Source organism: Streptomyces sp. NPDC024698, assembly GCF_055559015.1.
The window spans coordinates 179,965-200,740 of sequence record NZ_JBVHLK010000013.1 but is presented as its reverse complement, the minus strand read 5'-3'; the positions used below and the strand labels follow the sequence as shown (position 1 = coordinate 200,740).

Here is a 20,776-nt window from a genome sequence, read left to right as displayed (position 1 = left end):
ATCAGCCACCACACCCCCAGCGGTCAGACGGACGTCACCACACATCCAACCGCCATGACCACCAACGCGGCGAACCTATGTGGTCAGAGCACTAGCCGCGGCGGTGGCGGTGATCCGCCGCCGTGGGAGAACCGCTGTCCTTCTGGGTGCACGGTGGCCCGGGCGGCTGGATGGGCAGCGCGGTTGTGGTGGATCGGCGGCGAAGCCGAGGACGCCCAGCACATGCTGCGGGGTATCGGTGATCCACTCGCTGATCGCGATGAGCGAGCGAGCCCCGGTCAGCACCGCCGAGACGGCTGCGCACAGCAGCGCGAGGGCCGGATACCGCAGTCCTCGCGCATCGCGAGGATCGGCGACCAGGATCAGGAAACGCCGCAGGTCAGCAACATCGCTTGAGGTGAGGGGATCAATGGGTCTCGACAACCACATGATCACCAGCACCGTGCCTGCTCTGCTCTCCTGGGCCCCTTGGCGCACAACGGACATGACGCCACGTCACTCATGAGACCGGTGAACCGGACCAATCCCAATCACGCAATGCCCCTGGGAGTTCGGGGCCTGTTTTTCTGGTCTCCCCTGTTAGTTGGTGCTGGCGTTGTGCAGGTGTTCACCGAAGAATCCCACGACGATCAGGCCGCTTTGATCCGTGTCATCAAGGTAGTGCAAGCGCGGTGCAGGTGGCGCTCCGTCGCCGATGCGGATGTGTTCCAGCATTGCCGCGTATCCCGACGGGTCGATGTCCTCGGGGACCCGGAGTCTCCTGTCAGCCTTGCCGCGAGGGCTGCTGCTGGCGAACTTCCCCTCGTTCAGAATCACCTTGACTGGTGAGAGCAACGGGGATGGGCGGCTGCCGCAGTACGCCCTCAGGTTGGCGAAGTCAGGGCCCGCCCCGCGGCCGCGCGCCCTGGTCAGATTCTTATCCTCGGCGTACGTCTGGATCATCGCGAGGGCGTCTGCAAGGCGATTCCTCCAGAGCGACGCCTTTTGATGGTGCTCCAGCCGTTCGGCCTCGTCAGGGTCAGCGGTGATTACGAGCAGCGTGCAATAGTGCTTCGCTTGTTCGAGGACGCCACAAAGGGTGGGTGCATCCAACCTCAGCTGGAGGGCATCCGCGTCTCCCACCACAATGCCGTCCTCCTGCCGGGGTCGCAGGCGTGCGATGGCAGTGTCACGGGCGCGCAGGGCTGCGTCTCGCTCCTCCTCTGCAGCTCTGAGCAGCTCGGCGAGGCTGCCCCGCTCCTTCTCCGCCGCCCTGAGCTGAGCTTCCAACTCAGCGACCTCGGGTTCCTTCGGCAGGTGCTGCACTTCCTGCACCAAGTCAGGGATCATCGATTCGAGTTTTGCTTTGAGGTCATCATGCTGGTCGATCACTTTGGCGTAGGACCTTGCCCTAGTCTCGGCCTCGCGGCGCGCGTCCCTTTCCATTTCAGCAAGGTGCTGGTACTTCGCGGTCTCCTTCCTGTATTCCTCCACGAGTGCCTTGGACAGGTTCTTAACGTTCTCGTCGAGCAACGCCAGCTCAGCATGGGCCTTGATGTTGCAGTGCTGCTCTGCTGCGGGGCCAAACGGGCTCCGCGCTATCGGGTTCATGCATCCCCCTCAACGTCCGTGTGGGGTCGATCGTATGGGCGGAGCGTGACGGCCCTGACCAGTACCGGCGAGTTACTTGTCCCCTGGTGTCTGAGTCACTGAACTCTTCGGAGTGTTGTCGGCTGATGCGTGAGCTTGAGTCCAGTGCCGGCAAGGCACCCGCCGCTCAGGTCTGGGCGGAGCTGAATATGACGCCGACAAGCGGAGGGTGCGTTCGAGATGGTCGTCGTCGGTGAAGGCGGTGTTGGCCAGCGGACCGCGCCTTAACAGCGACCAGACACCTCCACCGGTTTCAGATCTGGTGCGTAGGAGGGTAATTGGGCAATAGCGAACCAGTCGAGTTTGTTCGCGTACTCGCGCATCCCGGCGGACCGGCGGGTGTTGAGGTCGTCCCAGATCAGGACGATAGGGCTTTGAGCTGGATGTGGGGCGCAGGACCAGGTCGCGGTAGTCGGTCCAAGCGAGGCTGTTGCGTACTGCACCCCGGTGCTTGCGGTGCTGGCGCAGCCGGTAGATCAACCGGGAGGAGTCGCCCGGCCGGTAGCAGCACATGGCGGCAATCGACCAGCGCGCCAGGACCGGCCGCGCACCCGCACCACGGGCGTGCGACGCGCCGGAACGGATCGGCGTGCGGGCCCGGCCAGCGGAAAGCGAATCGCCCGGTCGGCTGACTACATGTAGTGGGCGTAGCGGGTGGCGACAGCCTGGTCGGGCGGGCAGAAGCGCAGGACGGATTTGACCTGGTTGGCCGTGCGCAGGGTGACGGGGAGGCGCCCGTCGAGGCGGGTCTGGTTCCAGTTCATCTTGGTCAGGGCGAGGACTTCGGCGGCCAGTTCGCGGGGGTTGCGGGTGGGGGTCACGGGCCTGATGCCGATCGGGCGCGGAATGTACATGCCGGGGTAGGTTCGGTAGAACTCGATGCTGCCGGTGGCGTACAGCGCGAGTTCGCGTTCGCCGAGGGTGACGAGGGTGCCGCGCAGGGGCGGTGCGTCTCCGGGACGGAAGGCTGCGGCTCCTTCGCTGCTGGTGATCCAGCTCATCTCCAGCGTGTCGATGAACCGTTCGTCCGCGGTGTCTTGGAAGCCGCCTGCCTCGTCGTCGGTGAAGGCCGAGGTCTTGTGCAGCACGATGCGCGCGGGTGCGGTGTGGTGCTCGCGCCGGTAGGCGTCCAGGGCGTGGACCAGGAGGGCGTGCGCGTCGGCGCGGGCCAGGTGGGGCTGGCGGTCGGTGCGGCTGATCCTCGCCGGCCCTCCGCGCACGATCACGCCGTCCCCGCGTTCGTTGAATACCTGCGCGACGGAGGTGCTCAGAGAGCTCCCGTCGTCGCTGCGGTAGAAGGCGACACCGACGTAGCAGGTCGTGAGGTCAGCGGGACTGCGCAGGAGGCGCCACGGGACTCCACCGGCCTTGTAGTAGAGGGCGACGTGCAGGTTCCAGGCCCGGCTGGCCTCGTCCTGGCGACTGTGACCCTCGGGAGGCCGGGTGGCTTCGTCCCAGGTGCTGCGTCGGATGATCTGGATGGGCTGGCGCAGGTGCAGCAGCCGGGCTTTGAGCAGGTCGTGGAAGTTGGCGAACTGGGCCGGGGGCGGCTCGTCGAGCGCGTCCCGGGCTGGAAGCTCGTCGGCCTCCTTCGGGCCGCGGGCTGATCGGCCGGCGGTGTCGATGAGCTGCTCGGGTCTGGCGACCAGGAGGACGTCGACACGGTTCTCGTCAGCCAGGGTCCTGATCTCTTCCGCGTAAATGCTCACGGCCTTGGTCAGGGCTGCCGGCTGGCCGGCGGTCTCGATGGCGCGCAGGTCGCGGCTGCTGATCGCCCGCGTGTTGCGGTCGCTGAAGACAAGGGTGGTGTGCAGACCGCGGTCGGTGTCGCAGCCGGGGAATTCCGGGAAGAGATGCGGGTACTTCTCGTCCTTGGCCGCGATGGGTTCCCGGCAGCGCTCCAGCCATCGGCGCAGCCCGTCGAGTTGGTCCGCAGGACCGACCAGGCCGACGCGGATCGCCCTGGGCGCGTCGGCCGCGCCGAGATCGGCGGGGCCGTAGTTCGTGATCCCGAACCGTGGATCGATGTGCCGGGCCGCTCCGCCGAATTCCAGTTCTGGTTCGTCAAGGATCACCGAGCTGATCACCGGCCTCGCCTCGCACCGCTCGCCCGTCCCTGACGGGGCGTCCGCAGCCCTGCAGACCTGGCTTTGCTTCCAGGGCTTCTTCGCCGAGGAGCGCCCTCGTCGCTCTCGCCGTCCTGGAGCAGGCTGAGGAGATCCTGGGTGTCCGCATCCGCGACAGCCAGTACAGCGTCCAGACTTTCCTGGCCTCCGGCGGACGGGTCCTGGTCGTCCTCCGGTGCGGCCCCGGACGGCGCCGGCCCCCACAACAGGTCGTCGATACCGCGCTCGACCGTCATGGTGGCCAGCTCGCCGAACTGGACGGGCCGTGCTTCCGTGAACAAGTCGGCTTCCTGGCGCAGGTAGTTGGCCCACATGCGGGTCCAGCCTCGGACCGCCGGATGCCGGTCGAGACGTTTGATCCCCGCCAGGAGCCGGTCGGCGAAAGGGTATTCGGTGTACCCGTCGGTGGTGAAGCAGTAGTCCGGTTCCAGCTGGCAATACCAGACACCGTCCAGGCGCCGGAATCTCGTGCGCAGTGCAGCGTGGTGGTAGTAGCCGACGCGCTGTGGGTCGGACTTCGAGGTGTGCGGACCGAACACGGTCCGGCCGCGTGATCCGGGTCCCTTGCCCGCCTTGCGAGGCCCCAGGTGCGAGGTCGCGCGAAAGTGCATGTGCTTGCGGTCCTTGTGCCACCGCAGTTCCGGATAGGAGCCCTGAACGGTCCGGGAGAGCAGGTCAGCGAAGCGGTGCTGGGTGTCGAGGTCGTCGCTGTCCGCCCACTCTCTGGTCTCGTGCCGCTCGGGATCTCCGTCGCAGAGCACCCGCAAAGGCGAGTCCCGCAGGTCGTGGAACGACAGGACCAGGTTGTCCCGCAGGATCCAACCGGACTCACGCCGGCCCTGCGTCTCCAGTGCGCCACCGGCCGCGCGGTAGTCAGTGAAGGCCGTCGGGGCCAGATGCACGGCCGGCGGCATCTCGATGACGGGCAGCAGGTTCGTGGTCAGCACTTCGGTGATCGACGCGGGCCGCAGGTACAGGCCCGTCGTCCGCGGCATCGCCAAGCGCAGCAGTGCCTGGGCGGCGTCCCGGTCGAAGCGCTGGGTGTGCTTGTCGATGTCCACGCGGCGGGCAGCACGGCTGACCGCGTCCGGGAACGCCGCCTTGACCTCCACCCACCACGCCTCATGACTCTCAGGGTGGGAAAAGACCAGGATGACCGGCGAGTTGCCGGACAGCCAGTGATCAAGATCGCGCTGGTCGCAGAGGTAGTGGAAGCCGTCGTCCGTCTCGCCAGAGAAGCGTCGGTCCTGCGCTTTGCTCTGGACCAGCAGGGTCAGGTTCAGCACGGCACGGCTGTCGGGGTCGACCAGATCGATGTGTCCGTCGATGCCGTGATCGACGCGCCGGGGATGGAAGAGGTGGCCCATCTCCAGGCAGCGTCGTTCGATCAGGGCAATGCCTTTCTCACCGATGAACGTCTGGCGCGTCACAGTCTTGCGATCAGCCATCGCCCCACCCTCCTTGCTGGACACGGCCCGTCGACAAGTAGCCGCCTGAGGTACTCATTCAGGGTATGCGGCACCACTGACAGTCAGGCCCGACCGCATCCAGCGCTCCGCTGACGATCAGCCGTGACAATGCCTGTGCCGACACCATTTTCGAGACCGTCACCAACGACGAAAGCGAATGAGCGGCACCTGTCACGCCCTTGCCACGCTGAAGCGGAGCGAAGAACGTGGCCCGGCTCGCGTTACGGGCTCACGAATACGGCTGCTTGCCCTGTGCTTCCGCAGGCCCGTCAGCGACTTGCTCAATGAGCCGTCGCCGGTCCTTCGGCCCGGAGGCGTAGGCATCCATGCCTGCGGCGGCCAAGGGATGAAGAGGATCTGTCTCGAGATCGCCGTGCAGGCGCAGCAGTACATGGTCGTCACCGACCAGGCAGTCAGTGTACGGAAGGGTGTGCGACAGCAGGCGGGCGAAATCATCGCAAGCCGCCCGGACGTCCACCCTGTCGAGGCCGAGCCAGACGTGCAGCGTGCCGTGCTGAACCGTCAGCTCGACGTCGATGCGGGTATCGGCCGCCTCGGCGGCTTCGCCGCCCCACTTCAGAGTCTCGTCCAGCGCGCCGAGGTGGATGGGGAGCGGGCGGAAGACCTCCTGACGCATGTCGTCGCGGATCGTGACGCCGGTGGGCGGGGCCTGATCGCGCCACCAGTCCTGCACGACGTCGCGAACGGAGGCGGCTTGCGGCCCGCTGCTCAGCGCTCGCCGTACGGCGTCCGCCGCGTTTGCCGAACCACGCTCGCGCCGCAGCGGGCGCCACCGTGCCAGCCACGTGAACCAGTCCTCGGCGGCGTAGGGCCCGCACCCTACTCCGCTCCCAGAAGTCGCTCCACGAAGATCCTAGGAGGGCAAGTGGTCATCGGCTCGAACGGCGGCGGCCTGGCCTACATGTGCCCCCCCAGCTGACCCGGTCACCTTCTACGACTGCATCGGCGACGTCACCTGGGCGGACGTCGGCAACGGCTCCTTCACATCACCGTGAGACCAGACACGCTGAACCCACGGTGACCGCACTGCAGTTCATCAGGGCCGACAGGACGGCCGGACGTTGAGCAGCTCGGTCCGCAGCACGGGCGTGCCGTCGACAGGCGCCGGGTTCTGCGTAGTTGGCTCGATACCACCAGCAGCGATCTTGTCGAGCGTCTTCAGGCCGGCGGCACCGACGGTGCCGAACACCGTGTAGTTGGGTCGCAGCGCGGAGTCGCCGTAGACGACGAAGAACTGCGAACCGTTCGTGTTCGGACCGGCGTTGGCCATCGCCAGCAAACCGCGCCCGTAAAGGCGACGGACGCCGGTCGGATCGCTCGGTACCGGCGGCAGGTCCACCGGCAGCTCGTCCTTCTACTCGTACCCCGGCCCACCCTCGCCAGTGCCGGTCGGGTCGCCACACTGCAGGACCTTCAGCGTCGGATACGCCGTCAGCCGATGGCACACCGTGCGGTCGTAGAACCGGTGCCGCGCCAGGTGCACGAAGCTCTGGACCGTGCACGGCGCCTTCTCCCGGTCCAGACTCAGCGGGAGCGGGCCCTGGCTGGTCCGGACAGCCATACCGACCGTGCCGTGACTGGGGGTGTGCCGCGGGTCGGGCGGCAGGGGAACCCGCCGCGCCGCCGGCTCGTCCGGGGTCTGGGTGTACTGGCAAGGACCGTGCGTGGTTCGCGGCGGGGCCGCGTAAGCGGAGGCGGTGGTGCTGCCCCCGGACACGACCAACGCTGCTGCCGCCAATGCGGTCATGAGAGCTCGGTTCATCCTGCACACCCTCCAAAAGATCGCCAGATTTCGGAGCGGTCGCAGCCTAAAGCTCGGCCCGGCGGGCGAGAACCCGCCCGCAAGCCAAATCCACCTCCCAGCTTCGGCCCGGGCCGCAGGCCACTTCGTTCGGATGCGGCACAGCGTCGGCTGGCCGATCAGGGCGTCCACCCGGTGCACGACGGATGCTCCCGGAACCCGGTCGAGCGGCCTCCCCGGTCCACGCAGAGGCCCTCAACGAACGCTGCCGTGTGCATGAGGTGATCTCACCGGGGTGCCGCTGTCGAGGCGGACGGTGCCGCTGCCGTCATCTCGGGTCACTCCGGGGGAAGGCGTCGCCGGTCGGCCAGCGTTCCGGCAGACCGAGAGCAGTGTGGACGGAGCGATTCGCGGGCTGGCGCTCGACCTGGATCCCAGCCAGTTGCGCGGTTGCCCAGGTAGGGAAGACGGGGACAGGAAGCGAGGCGGGATCCGGGCTTTGCCAGAGAACGGGAGTGTTCTTCGTCCAGGTCCAGGGGGCTGGGTTGTTCACGACGAGCACGCCGCTGACACGGCTGTGGGCATGGTCGTAGGTGGCAGTCCAGTAGCCATCGGGCTTTCGGCTGAAGGTCGATCCGCTGTCGTAGGCGTACTCGACCGTACTCCCGTACAGCGCTCTCTCAATGTCCTCATCTTCGGGGAAGTCGGCTGCATGGCCTACCGCCACGATGAATGGCAGCTCCAGGTCACCATACTTCCCACCCTTGCGTGTGACGGCGTCGAGCACTCGCTCCGACCCGTCCTCGACCGCCCATGTCGAAGGGTAGACGCCGATTGTCCTGCTGGATGGATTGCCACGTTTGCCTGGGCTGCGGGGGATCGCTTGAAACGTGAGGCACCAGCCAGCCTCTTGCCAAATGTGACTGGAAAGCGGCACCTTGCGCTCATGGTCGGCGATGACCTGGTCGGGGTCCAAGCTTGCAAGCCATCGCGTCAGCCCGGACTTCAGCCGTCTCTGCGGCGGCGTTGCCGTACCGGCGCTATGGAGTTCGCACGATACGAAGAAGTTCGGACTCGGCAAGCGATCGATGGCATCGCTCAACTGCGGTGGGAGCGAGTAAGACCCAGCGTCGCGCTTCTGAGCCTTCCAGATCGCCTCGACGACGAACTGCTCGTTGCCGCGCGTAACCAGGAAGTCGGGCTTATAGCCACCTGTTCCCGTTTGCCGCTCAACCTCCACGCTGCAACCGGAACCGAGCAACATCTCGTGCAGGTACAACTCCCACAGCGCAGAGTAGACGTTCGTGTCGGAATTTCGGTCCCGCAGCCGGCTGAGCAGGCCGGGTTGAGCCTGGTCAGGGAAGCACGACCACCATTCGTTGATCACATCCCGAACCTGGTCCCAGAACGGACCGGCGACCCTCTCGAAGAACTCGGCCTGTGGCTCGGCCGCCCGCTTCGGCGCCGCATCCGTCCGATTCCGGCTCGCGTATACACCCATGACAGACGATCGTAGGTCGCTCCGCGGGCCATTCTCATTCCATTTCCACTGCGTCCCGACGACCGCAGGGCTCAACCGAGTCAGCCGTTCTCACCCCTTCCGGACCCCTGTTGAAGTGGCCGACCCGAGGAAGTGCCCACAGGCCGGACTCCCAAGCCGAGGCCGACAAGCGCGGCGCCATCGGCCCCGCGGGCAGAACCCCCACCGAGACAAGCCGACGGGGGCAACATCTGTCACGACAGCCCCTGTGACAGCATCCCAGTTCAGATCGGCAGCTCTCAGTATCGGGTGATGCAAAAGTTGGCGCATCATCAGTGGCTGATCGACTCAAGCGGCACGTAACGCTGGAAACCAAGCGCGCAGCGGGCAATTGGTTCGGAAATCCGCCCTGGGTGGCACAGCGTTCCAGAGGGGAATCTGCGCAGCGCAGCGCACCGCTGAGCGATGATGTTGACAGAGTGACGGAGTCGATCGGGGGGCCTGCCATGTATCTGAGTCGCGTCAAGGTGAGCGGTCTGCGCGCGAGCGCAGAGATGCCAATGAGCTGCGACCTTCCGGGCAGGTTCAGTGTGATGATCGGGCCGAACGGCGCGGGCAAGACCACACTCACAGACGCGCTCTACCTCGCGCACCCAGGGAATCGGTTTCCGGTGCTCCCGAGGCCGACTTCAGCCGCGCTGGCATCCCCTGATGCCGGCGTCGAGCGCAGCATCGACATCACGTACAACCTGGCCGACGACCTCCAAGCCGAGGGGCGCCTCGGCCGCGAGATGCACACCACAGGGCACAGACGGCCCGGAGGAGAAGCTGAATCCTGGAGTGTCTCCCTGCACCGACAGCTGGGGACAGTCACCTCGCGCCTGACAAGCAGCCACGGCCTCGCCCGGAGGATCGACCAGTTCAAGCTCATCTATCTTCCCGCCTGGCGTCATCCACTGGACGAACTGGCGCGCCGCGAGGTGCGCATCTTGGTGGAGCTGCTACGCGCACGACAGCAGGAACTCCATGGCAGCCGCAACCTGGTGGCTCTACGGGCCCGTGCCTCCCGACTATTGGAGGATCTAGCCAAGGACAGCCTGATCGACGCCGTTGAGGCCCGCATCAGCGAGCAGCTGGGCAGACTGTCGGCTGGCGTGAGCCCACAATGGCCCTACGTGCGCGGCCAGGTCATCGACGACACCTATCTCGCCCGCGTGCTGGAGATCATGCTCGCCGTGATCGAAGGCCGTTCCGCAGCCCGTCCTCTGGAAGTTTCTGGCCTTGGGTACGTCAACCTGCTTCATATTGCAGTGACGTTGGCTGCGATACCTGATTCAACAGAGGTCCCCCTCGCCTCCGCGGACCCACCGGAGAGCAGCGATCACGAATCCCCGTCCGAGGAGGAGCAGGCGCGGCAAGCGTTCGAGAACTTGGCTCAAGCGCATGCTGAGGCGGCCTCCGAGGAAGACTCCTTCTTCTCCACGGCTCCGTTTCACGCAACGGTCATCATCGAGGAGCCTGAAGCCCATCTCCACCCTCAGCTGCAGCACTCGTTGGTCCGTTACCTGCGCAGAACCGTCAAGGCGCGCCCCGAGCTACAGGTGATCCTCACCAGTCACGCGACTGACATCATCACAGCGTGCGACCCCACGGAGCTCGTCGTCGTGCGTCGCACCGACCATGGAAGTGTGAGCCGCTGCGTCAAGGACGTGGTCCCGTCCCAGCATCGCGATGCCACGCTCCGCATGGCCAGACTGCACCTCGACGCGAGTCGTTCATCGGCTCTCTTCGCCGAACGCCTGCTCCTAGTTGAAGGAGTTACCGAGGGCGCGGTGGTGCGCGAGTTCGGCCGGGCCTGGGCAGGCGACGACGAAGCGAAGCAAGCCTTCATTGATGCCCTGAGCATCGTCCCGATGGGCACCAAAGTCGGCCAGTGGGCCGCCCATCTCCTGGCGACACCGGGCAAGGAGCTGTGCACGAAGCTGGCCATCCTCCGTGACAGCGACAGCGACCTTCCCTTCGACAGCGCTCGCGACATGCCCAAGTGGGCTGCAGATCACGATAGGTCCGTAGTCCAGGTTTTCATCAGTCATCCCACCCTCGAGCCGGCGATCACTCCGGGCAACGAGGACCTTGTCGCGGAAGCCCAACAAGCGGTCGACCCAAACCATCCATTGGCTGAAGTCACCGTCGACAGCGTCCGGTCCTACTTCGCCAGCCGAAGAGCAGGAAAGAACGGCGAGGAAGCAGTCAAGGAAGGCCGGGGTGCACGGCGTAAGGCCGAGTTCGCCCTCGCTCTCGCCGCGGTGCTCCGGGAAGCCAACGACATCGACGGCGAGGCGGCCGACGGCCTTTCCCTCGTGACGGTCCCCGAGCACCTCGAGGACCTCTTCGACTTCCTGTATCCGGCCGCTGCCCCAGACACCACCGGCGATCTGTCGTCCGAAGATGCCGCCATGGAGCCGCCCGGGTGGCTCGCTCCCGACAACATCTGGGACAAGTTGCCAGACGACATCGAATGGGATGACGATCTCGACGACCCGGCGTACTGGCCAGAAGACGAGCCCATCGACGCAGAGCACGAGTTCGAGGCCGCGGCAGGCGAAGCGCAGGAAACCCAGAACTGGGACGATCTTCTGCGCTCACGTCCAATCCGGCAGAACCAGACGACAGGTCGCCAGCCAGGAGGCTGGCCCACACACGTGCGGATACCCGGGCCCTGGCCACACGGACAGCACAATGCCTAGATCCAGCACAGGGCTTCACGCACTGACACGACAGCAGCTCACCGCAAGTGGCAGCCCGCACAGCCGCGTCTACGTCGAAGCGGCACCCGGCTCCGGAAAGACCACCGTGTCAGCCCTGCGATTCGGCCTGCACCGCTTTGCCGCCCCCACCGACGCACGCGCGGTCGTAGCGGTCAGCTTCACCAGGTCAGCCACCGAGGAACTACGAACGCGTGTCGCCCGGCAATGGGGGTCGGCATCACTGCGCTGGCCGCACCGCATCGTGACCCTGGACACCCTTCTGTGCGACCTACTCTTCTACCTGCTCAATGAAGGCGTTCTGCACTGGCCAGGAGGACACACGGAAATTGACGTGTTGGACTCATGGCGGACAGCCCTCCCGACAAAACCCAGCCGCATAAAGCCCGTTCTACGGGTCGACGGCGGCCACGTCGTCATAAGAACCGTCAACGAGCCCCAGACCTCGAGCCACCCATCAGCCATGCACTTCAAGGAAGCGGTCTCCGCTGGCGCATGTACCCATGACAACGTACGGGAGGTTCTTCAAGAGGCCCTCACAGCTGGTCCCGCACGCCGAGCACTGATCTCGTACTTCGAGACCTCGGTGCGCTCGTTGACGGTTGATGAGGTGTTCGACGCCAACGATCTGGACCGGGACATCTTCTCACTCGCTGCGTCAGCGTCCAGCTCTCTCACCTTGGTCGGGGATCCGTGGCAGGCCCTCTACCAGTTCAGAGGCGCCCGTCCCGCTGCTATGGCGGCATACATAAGGGAGAACGGCTTCTCCACGCACTACCTGGACGACTCCTTTCGGTGGGGAACCGACAGACAGGCATGGCTTACGCGGCGCCTGCGACGACGCGTGCCCGTCACGCTGCCGGCTGGTTCTGCCCGCGATGCCGACATGGTCCTCGCACTCAAGTGGAAGGCACTGTGGGAGTGCGATCCGCGCGTCCTGCCCCTCGCCATCAAGCCCGGCGTCGGTCAGGTTCAAGAGGCGATCTGCACCCTGCTCCTCAATGAGATCGCACAGAATGCGCTGGGCACACAGGCAGTATTTCTGCACGATGCTCTGGTCACACTCGGGCTGGACAAGGAGGCGCTAGCGACAACGATCCGCCCCTGCCTGCAGGCCGCGGTGGCTGACCTCAAGGACGGTCACCAACCGGCCTTGGTGTGGCAGAGACTGACTCCCAGTCTCGCGGACCTCATTCCGGGGATCGCTACGACACAGCTCGCGCGCAAGCCGCTCCGCGCACTGGAGCGTCTACAACTTCGGCTCACAGACGACCAGTTGAGACCTGGCCTTACCTGTCACCAGTCCAAAGGGCGAGAGTGGAACACGGTAGCCGTCAAGCTGAGCCCGGCAGACGCCTCGGCCCTGGCGCACGGCCTCGACCCTGCACGGGAGGACCATCGTGCCCTGTACGTGGCGCTCACGCGTGCCCGCCTCAACACCTATGCCATGAGCTGAATGTGGCAGGTCGTGTGCACCGAGGCCAGCCGTCGCGGGCGTGTCCCCACGGGGAAAAAGGAGTTGCTCCTCGACGACCAGGCGGCCACGAAGTTGCGCCAAGGCGCCTCCGGCCAGTCCCACCACATCCTCTACGCGCGGGGATCCTACCGGGCACTCGGCGACATCGGACATGACAACACGACCCCGCGCTGACAGTCAGGGCACAGCAGCTCCTCGGGGCGAGCGTGCACGAAGGCCGTGCAAGCGTCAGGGAACTAGGCAACCAACGACGGCGGCATCTGCCCGCCCTCCCCCAGGAAGTAAGCCCTCGAGTCGCCTGGCGGATCGTGCGCGCCACTCGCGGCAAACGGGTTCGGGCCGCGCCGGTCGCGCAGTCGTACGAACGCTTGTCAGTAGCCGCCGCTAGCCTCGTCGTACGCGTTGGATCACGCGGGGAGCAGGAGGGCCAAGGGTTGTGGGGATGTCATGGCGGGACCTCGTCCTGAGGCAGAGTCTCGTTGAGGCGCGGGGCTATCTCACGGATGTGGAGAGCGGGCGGTCCACCGCCCGTGAACTCAAGGCGCTCGTCGACGAGATGATCACGCCTGGGTATGAGGGCCGCGTCTTGATCGAGCTACTGCAGAACGCGCACGACGCACATCCGGCGAAGCGGCGCGACGGCCAGATCGAGTTCCTGTTGTGCGAGGACGAGGGCGATCACGGCGTCCTTCATGTGGCCAACGGAGGGCGGTCGTTCAGCGACGAGGACTTCAAGGGGGTCTGCACGGTCGGCCTGTCGCCCAAGCGTCCTGACGAAGGCATCGGGCACAAAGGCATCGGCTTCAAGAGCGTCCTCCAGCTCACCGTTGCTCCCGAGGTATACAGCGTGTCCCGGCAAAACGCGCGCACCTTTGACGGTTTTTGCTTCCGCTTCGCCCAACCCGCCGACTTCGACTGGATCGCCGAACAAGTGGCGCCGGACAATCCGTCGGCGGCACAGCAACTGCGCGATGGAGTCAGCTCCTTGAAGCTGCCGGTTCCAGTGGACGACGTTCCGGAGAGCGTCCGGTCGTTCCGGCGCCGGGGCTTCGTGACCGTCATCCGACTGCCGCTGCGCTCGGCGCAGGCGCGCGCCGAGGTCGAGCGTCAGCTCGCCGAACTCACTGCTCCTCAGGCGCCCTTCGAGCTGTTCCTGCACCGCGTAGCCAAGGTGACCATCGCGCGCCGTGGCGGCACCGACAAGAGGCGGACCCGCCCGGAGACGTACGAGAGGAAGGTCCGCACCCTCATCTCGGCGGAGGGGCTGCGTGTGCAGGAGGTGGTGCTGCGGCGTCGTATGCGTCTCATTGTGGTGCACACCCAGGTGGACGAGGCCACGGCCCGCGAAGCGATCGAGCGAGCCGTCGACGCGCGGGTGATGAGCAAGGTCTGGTCCACATGGCGGGGCCCGGCGGAGGTCAGCGTGGCCGTTCCGGCGGGCGACCCTTTGGACGCCGGGCGGCTGTACGCGTTCTTGCCGATGGCGGACGAGGCGCCCTGTCCGGTGCCCGGGTTTGTTAACGCGCCGTTCTTCACCACCTTCGAGCGCCGGTCGTTCTCCGAAACTGTGCCGTGGAACACGCTGCTGCTCGACGCGGTGGCCCGCGCCTGCGCGCTGGCGGCGCTGTTGCCCGCAGGCACACGGAGGCGGATTCCGTCGGCTGCGCTCGTCGACCTGTTGTGCTGGAGCCCGGCGCAGGTGCACCGGCTGCAGTCCGCGATACGGATGCTGGGCCAGTCGCTCGAAAAGGTCGCGTTCCTGCCGGTGCTTCATCCGGCCGGAGACCACACCTCGCTCGCTGGCGCCTTCGCATGGCAGAAGCCCGGGAAGGCAAGGGTGTTCACTCCGCAGGCGCTGGCCACGGCGGGCGTCAAGGACCTCATCGATCCGGGGCTCCACTCAACGCGGCTGCGGCGTCTGGAGGATCTCGGCCGACGGTTCGGGCTGCGCTTCGGTCCGCGTCCCGACGGGCTCGCGGACTGGGCGGAGCGGCTCGCTCTGGCGTTGCACGCCGACCGTGTGGGGCTGGACATCTGGGCGGATTTCTATGCCGACCTGTCCCTCTGCCTCACGGACGGCGGCCGTGCGCTGCGCGGCAAGCAGATCATCCTCGGCACCGGCGGGGAGTTGCTGCCAGCCGGGGGCACGGGGGTGTTCGTACCGCGGCCGGTGGAGTCGGCAGCCGCACGTATGACTGCTCCCCCGGCCACGGATACGGCCGGCGCCACCGCGGCGCCGGTGCCCGAGCGTCTCGCGGAGCACCTCCGCTTCGCGCACGGCGGCCTGCCCTGGTCCGGGAAGCGGGCCACGCGTCGCACGCAAGGGTTGCGCTGGCTGGAGCAGCAGGAGCTGGTGCACCCGTATGCGCCCCAGGCGGTCCTCGACGTGGTGGCCGAGGCCATGGGCAGGGAGCGGGGGGACGACGGTGCGCTGCGCGTGTATCTGAAGTACGCGTGTACCGTGTGGGCGGCAAACCTCGCGGAGTCGGGAGGGGGCGGCCTGCGTGTGAGCGGACTGCTAGGGCCCGCGCGGGACGGCTGGATCACGCTGGGCACCGCGATGTTCGGCCCAGGCTGGCCAGGCACTCAGCGACACGTTGACGACACTTTGGTGCGCTTCCTCGCCAGGGAATCGGCCGGGTCAGACGAATTGGCGCGACTCGCGGGGCAGGTCATCGAGCCACCGGAGGAGATCCTCGAGCCAGGCGACGAGACCAGCGTCGATGTCGGCACGCTGCAGCGGTTCCTGGAGCGACAGGGCGTCAGCCACGGGCTGCGGCCTCGCCAACATGCGGTGAACATGACGTCCGACTCCCTGAAAGGCAGCATCCTCAACTCTCCCTACAGCTTCTCCGGGTTCCCCAGCGTCCCGCTGACGCGACAGGAGCTGCGTAACTGGCGTCGGACAGCAGTCCGTTGGACGAACCATCAGCGTGGGCTCTACAGCACGGTGTCCTACCGCTCGCAACAGCCGCTGTGCACGCTGCCCGGCCAGAGCGACTACGAGTCGTTCGACGACGACAGCCGCAAGCTGTACGCGGAGCTGATTCTGCACGGGCTCGGCTCCTGGCCCGACACTGTCCTGGAGACGACCTACACCGGCGGTTCCGATCGAAACGGCACGCGCTGGCCGACGCCGCTGGCGGGGTTCCTCGCCCAAGCGCCCTGGATCCCGCAGCAAGATCCTCGTCCCGCGGACGGGCAGACCGCCACGTCCCGGTTCGCGGATGCGAGCAGTGCATGGTGGTGGTCGGGCGAGGGTGCGGCGCCCGAATACCTCGCCACAGCGCCCGCCTCCCTGCGCGCGCGGACCACGGATCGGGTCCGCGTGCGCCTTGCCCTGCTGGGCGTGCGCAGTTGGGACGATCCGGAATCCGCGCTCGCCCGGCTCGATCACCTGGCCGAGCTGGTGTTGTCAACGCCGAGCCTGCGGCACGGGCGGCTCGGCCATCTGGTCCGCAAGGCAAACGAGAAGGCGTGGGGCGACCTACTGCCTGCGCACGGGCCGGGGCCCACGGGCTTCGGGGAGATGACCGACCTTGTGGTCTCGCGTGAGGACGCGCTCGCAGCGGTCGGAGGGCGGACGGAACGGGAACAGATGGCGGAGCAGAACGAAGCAGCACCGGAGGAGGGTCCTGCCCCAGAAGAGGACCACAAGGCAGAGACCATCTACGTCGCCGACGATCAGGGTGCCATCGAGCGCAGGCTACTCGATGCCGTCGCTGTCCCCGTGCTGCCGATCGGTGCCGGCGCCCTCGCGGACCGCGTCAACTCCTATCTGCGTCGCCGAACTTCCTTCCCCACCCGCCGGACCAGTGCAGCCGTCGTGGAGGTCCTAGCGGACGGACTGCCCTTGAACGATGCCTCCGGTGGCCTACTGACGGAGGTTGCGGGGCCATGGCTGGCCACGCTGGTGGCGGGGCTCGTCGAGTTCGATGCCGAGCGGGCCCTGCGGCTCACGGATGTCTCACCCGCTCTGATCATGCGGCGGATCGGCGCCTGTCGGCTCGTGCGGGCCACGCGCACAGTGCAGTACGTCGACGGTCACGTCGTGCCCAGCGAGACGGCGGAGCGGTCGCTGTTTCAGGGGACACCAGAACGGGGGCTCGTCGTGACAGTCCACCCCGACGGTGATCAGGCTCCGGAGTGGGAGATCCTGCAGCACGCAGCCCCCGCAGTGGCCGCCCTCGTCGGAGCTCCGGTACTTGGAGAACGTCTTCAACTGGCCCTGTTCAAACTAGCGCAGCGATGCGCCAAGCCGGGAGACGTCGCCGACGTGGACCTCGAAGACGTCCTGCGCGTCCCCGTGGGCAAGCTGGAGGCCGTGCTCTCCGACCGGTCCTCTGTACGCTCCGGCAGCGCTCGCCTCGTCCCGCTCCTGGCCTGTGTGGATCCCGCACACGCTGAGGATCTACAACGCCAGCAGGAGACATTCCACGATCGCGCGCAGCTCCACGACTGGCTGGCCTCACGAGTGAACCCCAAAACCACCCGGACGCTAATGCGCCTCATAGATGACGACGACTGGCAGCGCAGACTCACCGCACTCGGCGTCAAGTTGGCCGACGCCAATCGTGCGTGGCGGGACCTCGACCTACCGCCCGTGCACAACAGGGCAGGTCACACACGCCAGTTCGCGCACTGGCTGCAGCACAACCGGGCCGACCTCGTCGATCGTGTACGCGATGCGTTCGTTCCCGCGTATCGAGCCGGATCGCCGCTTGAGTCATACGTCGGGCTACGCGAGCTACCCGGTCTTGAGGCAGCACCGGAGTGGCTCGACCTCTATTGGGACGTGCCAACCGATGTCTTGCGTACGCACGCGGAAGCATGGGCCCGTGCTCACCTGCCCGCCCCGTCCCCCGCGCAGAGCAAGCGGGCGACCAAGGATGGCGCCTCTACGCGGCCGGTCGCCGAGCTCCGTGACGTGTGCATGGGAGTCCTGCACGAGCAGCTTCCGCGGCTGCGCACTCTCATAGACACCTGGGTACGCCTCCATGGAGGCGGCGGACAGGCGCACGGACTTCCCTCCGTCGAGGAGGTCGCGCGGGCCATGGACGCGCAGGGGCTCCTCGATTTCGAGCGGCTGCGCAAGCAGCGGCTGACGCGCTGGTTGAGCGACCACGGCTACTGGCCTGACGGCATGCCCCTCACCCACCGCTCCGCCGACTTGGCCTTGGACCAATCCCGGGCGGCCGGACAAAGCGTGCCGGCGGGTCCCGGAACAGGTGCGTGGCCGCTCGCCGCAGGCCCTCATGTGGTGCTCAGCGGAAAGCGCCTGCCCATCGGCCGGGACGACCTGCGCACGCTGGCCCGCGAGGTGGCAAGCGATGTAACCGAGGACCAACTTGCCGTCTCGCCGACGCCGTTGGCATCGCTGCCGCCTACAATCCCCCGGGCCCGGAGGGAGCGCGGCGAAAGCAGTGAGGGCTACACGGTGGCTCCTGTGGATCCCGCGACGAAACTGGCCATCGGCCTCGCCGGGGAAAAGGTCGTCGGCGCGTGGCTGCACCGCCACTATGAAGTGCCTGAGCAGGAGTCGTGGCGCTCCGGACTGCGTTCGCACGTCTATCCAGATGGCATCGGGGACGACCGGCTCGGCTATGACTTCCGGATCACCACCCCGGAGCGGACCCTGTACTTCGAGGTCAAAGCGTCCACCGGCGCCGACGGCGAAATTCAGTTGGGCGAGTCCGAGGTCGACCGGGCACGCGCCCTCAAGCCTGACGAGACGTACATCATCGTGTACGTCTCCCATGTGCTGGACGGCGCCCGCCGCCACATCACACCATTGCCCAACCCTTTCGGAGCACCCGGGCTCGCGGGGTACCGCCTGGTGGGCAACGCGCTGCGGCTGCGATTCACCTTGCCCACGATGCACTAAAGGCGGCACTGCACGACATCTTCGTTCAGGCCGCTTCGCGAACGGAGCGGCCTGAACGCGAAAGCAGGGGATCAGACCCCACCGCCGAGGAACGACGAAGCCCCTGCCAGCATCAGGCCGGCAGGGGCCTCAATGACCCTCGCGTGTCACATCGCTGTCACGAACAGCCTCGACGCACCTGAACCACACAGGCCACACCCACGTGAACGGCCTCATCCTGGACCACATGGACGCCAGAAGACGGCTTCTACCACCTGTGCCATGTGGGACCGTCATAGCTCACGACGGATGGCCACCTCCGCACGCGGCCACGGCGAGCGGATTATCGCTCTATGCCAGCAGCGTGCGGGAATCGGCATACAGGGCGGTATCGGCAGATGACTATGTCACACCAGAGTGCGAGCGGACGCCAGTAGGCGGCACCCCCTTTTTTCGGCTCCGACCGCTGCGTGGCACCGGGCGGCCACCCAGTCCGAGGGACCGTATCGGTCAAGATCCGGACCATTCCCGGGCCAGCAATCCTGTCAAAGCCGAGACGGGCGCTGTTTGCGCTGGTCAGCGATGCGCTGCCTCTGTACCACCAGCAGACGAAGAACCTGCCGGTATCCAAGTCCCCGCCTTGCGTAGACCTCTCTCCAGAGACAAACACCAGCTCAAAGCGCGCCGTCACTGAAGGAAGTTACGCTCCCACAGCGTCGCCCATATTTGCGGGACGCCCAAGGGCACGGTTGTGCACTTCCCACAACCCGGCCCCCGGCCGTCCATCGCCACAGCCGCTTCGGCAACGGGCTTCCAATCAACATCCGGTCCGCATACCTGCTCCACAGTCACGGGAAGCACAAACAGCTCCGTCGCCCGACGCAAACTCGCTTACGTGGCTACCCAACCGTCATTCACTAATCGCTGACGATGCATCAGAAAAGTCAGCATTGAGTCAGCATGAGGACTACCAGAGACGCCCACACCTTGCCGAACTCTGGAGACGCGCGGCGTCCCGCCACCGGCCTCCAGACCCCTGGCAGCCGTCACCGCAGCATTCACGCAAAGCCAGGAGGTCCGGGCCGACCGGAAGACGGCCGCAATCGCACGCTCCAGCCGTCTACGCAGGTCAGCGCACTCTCCCTCGGGGTTTCAGTGGCCCCGGCGGCAGTTCGGGGGCGGCCAGGGGACCCCCGTCGTAGCCCTTTACTTCACCGAATCTCGAACCGGTCATCCAGTCAGAACGCGCTTGTGCGATATCCTGATTGGACCGCCCGATGAAGTTCCACCACATGATCAGCTCTTCGTCGAACGGCTCACCGCCGAGCAGCATGAGGCCCGCGTCGGACGCGGCGCGCAGCGGGAGCTCGGTGCGGCCGCAGCCGAGGTAGAGCATGGAGCCGGGGAGCACCGGTACGCCGTCGACATGGGCCTCGCCGGACATGGCGAGGACGGCGTACTCGAAGTCGGGTTCCAGCGGCAGGCGTACGTCCGTACCGGCCGCGAGGGCCAGGTCGGCGCCGACGATCGGCGTGTACGTCGTGCCGGGCGAGACCGTGCCGTCGAGCGCGCCCAGCAGGAGCGTGGCCCGCAGGCCGGGGGCGGTGACGACGGGCAGCTCGGCGTGGTGCTCGAAGCGCGGGTCGGTGTGCCGGTGGCTGTCCGGCAGCGCGACCCAGAGCTGGGCGCCGTGCAGCAGGCGCGAGTGGGCCCGGGGGCTCTCCTCCGAGTGGCTGATGGCGCGGCCCGAGGTCATGAGGCCGAGTTCGCGCGGGCGGATCGTCTGGAGGCTGCCCGTGGAGTCGCGGTGCAGGACCTCGCCCTCGTGCAGCCAGCTGACGGTCTGGAGGCCCATGTGCGGGTGCGACGGGACCTGCATGCCGGGCTCGTCGGCGATGTCGTCGGGCCCGTAGTGATCGACGAAGCACCACGCTCCGACCATGCGCCGGCCCAGGTTGGGCAGCAGACGGCGGACCTCGGTGGCCTCGCCGAGCTTGACCCGGCGGGGGCTGAGGAGTTCGCGCACCGGCTCGGCCACCACGAACCCGCGGCCGCCGCAGGGGGCGGGAACCGCCTCCCGATCAAGATTGCTCATGCCCACAACCTAGTCCCGTCGGCGGGCTCTCGTCAGTCCATCGATCGGCGGATCGAGGGGCACTTGACCCGGAACCGGCGTGGTGGCCGGGCCGCCCGGTCATCGGGCCC

Annotated in this window: 12 protein-coding genes and 1 pseudogene; 4 read left to right on the top strand and 9 right to left on the bottom strand. The window is 66.8% G+C overall.

Going from position 1 to position 20,776, the window contains the following annotated elements:
- Positions 1–75 precede the first annotated feature (75 nt).
- The 8 genes and pseudogenes from ACZ4AA_RS26380 to ACZ4AA_RS26345 form a co-directional block, all read right to left on the bottom strand.
- A complete protein-coding gene (locus ACZ4AA_RS26380; protein WP_467607764.1) occupies positions 76–441 on the bottom strand; it encodes a transposase family protein in 366 nt (121 codons plus the stop codon).
- A gap of 138 nt (positions 442–579) precedes the next feature.
- Complete coding sequence (locus ACZ4AA_RS26375) at positions 580–1,590, bottom strand: hypothetical protein (protein WP_467607760.1); 1,011 nt, start codon at positions 1,588–1,590, stop codon at positions 580–582.
- Between the two features lie 263 nt (positions 1,591–1,853).
- A complete protein-coding gene (locus tag ACZ4AA_RS26370; RefSeq protein WP_467607757.1) occupies positions 1,854–2,072 on the bottom strand; it encodes a transposase in 219 nt (72 codons plus the stop codon).
- Positions 2,073–2,261: 189 nt separating this feature from the next.
- Entirely contained in the window at positions 2,262–3,716 is a 1,455-nt protein-coding gene (locus ACZ4AA_RS26365; RefSeq protein WP_467607754.1) for an argonaute/piwi family protein, read from the bottom strand.
- On the bottom strand, positions 3,713–5,203 hold the full coding sequence (locus ACZ4AA_RS26360; protein ID WP_467607750.1) for a DUF4365 domain-containing protein: 1,491 nt from the start codon (positions 5,201–5,203) through the stop codon (positions 3,713–3,715). The genes ACZ4AA_RS26365 and ACZ4AA_RS26360 overlap by 4 nt, the downstream gene beginning before the upstream one ends.
- A gap of 250 nt (positions 5,204–5,453) precedes the next feature.
- Positions 5,454–5,918, bottom strand: coding sequence for a hypothetical protein (locus tag ACZ4AA_RS26355; RefSeq protein ID WP_467607747.1), 465 nt, complete (start codon positions 5,916–5,918; stop codon positions 5,454–5,456).
- A gap of 363 nt (positions 5,919–6,281) precedes the next feature.
- Positions 6,282–6,806: pseudogene (locus ACZ4AA_RS26350) on the bottom strand (peptidylprolyl isomerase).
- A gap of 508 nt (positions 6,807–7,314) precedes the next feature.
- Positions 7,315–8,487 (bottom strand): hypothetical protein, encoded by a 1,173-nt coding sequence (locus ACZ4AA_RS26345; RefSeq protein WP_467607743.1) that lies wholly within the window; start codon positions 8,485–8,487, stop codon positions 7,315–7,317.
- A 314-nt stretch (positions 8,488–8,801) separates the two neighbouring features.
- Between ACZ4AA_RS26345 and ACZ4AA_RS26340 the strand changes: the two genes are divergently transcribed.
- The 4 genes from ACZ4AA_RS26340 (at position 8,802) to ACZ4AA_RS26325 (ending at position 18,592) form a co-directional block, all read left to right on the top strand.
- Complete coding sequence (locus tag ACZ4AA_RS26340; protein ID WP_467607739.1) at positions 8,802–11,213, top strand: ATP-dependent nuclease; 2,412 nt, start codon at positions 8,802–8,804, stop codon at positions 11,211–11,213.
- Positions 11,206–12,687 (top strand): UvrD-helicase domain-containing protein, encoded by a 1,482-nt coding sequence (locus tag ACZ4AA_RS26335; protein WP_467607735.1) that lies wholly within the window; start codon positions 11,206–11,208, stop codon positions 12,685–12,687. Before ACZ4AA_RS26340 ends, ACZ4AA_RS26335 begins: the two co-directional genes overlap by 8 nt.
- Positions 12,688–12,882: a hypothetical protein gene (locus tag ACZ4AA_RS26330; protein WP_467607732.1), complete on the top strand. Its 195-nt coding sequence runs from the start codon at positions 12,688–12,690 to the stop codon at positions 12,880–12,882.
- A 268-nt stretch (positions 12,883–13,150) separates the two neighbouring features.
- Positions 13,151–18,592, top strand: a complete 5,442-nt coding sequence (locus ACZ4AA_RS26325; protein ID WP_467607729.1) for a sacsin N-terminal ATP-binding-like domain-containing protein — start codon at positions 13,151–13,153, stop codon at positions 18,590–18,592.
- 1,108 nt (positions 18,593–19,700) lie between these two features.
- Here ACZ4AA_RS26325 and ACZ4AA_RS26320 read toward each other — a convergent pair.
- The gene (locus ACZ4AA_RS26320) at positions 19,701–20,666 is read right to left on the bottom strand and encodes a pirin family protein (RefSeq protein ID WP_467607726.1); all 966 of its coding nucleotides are present in this window, start codon (positions 20,664–20,666) and stop codon (positions 19,701–19,703) included.
- Positions 20,667–20,776: the final 110 nt, after the last annotated feature.